The sequence below is a fragment of the Xenorhabdus kozodoii genome, assembly GCF_002632875.1.
Lineage (GTDB): Bacteria > Pseudomonadota > Gammaproteobacteria > Enterobacterales > Enterobacteriaceae > Xenorhabdus > Xenorhabdus kozodoii.
In genome coordinates this window covers 1-522 of record NZ_NJCX01000110.1, presented here as the reverse complement: position 1 = coordinate 522, position 522 = coordinate 1, and the positions used below count along the sequence as shown (strand labels likewise).

The following is a 522-nucleotide window of genomic DNA, read 5'->3' as shown; positions in this document are numbered from 1 at the left end:
GATTTCCTGCCCGCTGTCAATCACGGTGGCGTCGCCGGCCTGAATATGCTGGCTGCCGGCAATCCGGTGGGAGACATCACCCTCCGTGGTGATTTTGCGCGAACCGGCCACCTGATGGTGGTCATCGGCGCGGATATCGTGGTAACGGTTGTTGTCGATGCGGCTTTTCTGGTCGTGCTTGATATGCCAGTAGGCATCGTTTTCGATATGCGCGGTCAGGTCTTTCTGGCCGTGGAAATAGATTTCCTCGCTGCCCTTCGCATCCTCAAAGCGCAGCTCATTAAAGCCCTTGCCCTTGTGGGTTTTAGTCTTGAAAGTTGTGCGGGTTTTTTCTGCCGGTAAATCCAGTGGCGGACGGTTCAGGCCGTTATAAACACAGCCGGTGACTATCGGGCGGTCAATATCGCCATTGAGATAGGAGATAATCACTTCCTGCCCGATACGCGGTATCGCCATAAAGCCAAAGCCGTGGCCGTTCCAGCCCTGTGCCACCCGTACCCAGCACGACGCGCCATCATCCGG

1 protein-coding gene is annotated in these 522 nt (G+C 56.3%); it reads right to left on the bottom strand.

From position 1 onward, the window contains the following. A partial coding sequence (gene tssI / locus Xkoz_RS19350) for a type VI secretion system tip protein TssI/VgrG (RefSeq protein ID WP_141554465.1) occupies positions 1 to 522 on the bottom strand: 522 nt, incomplete at both ends.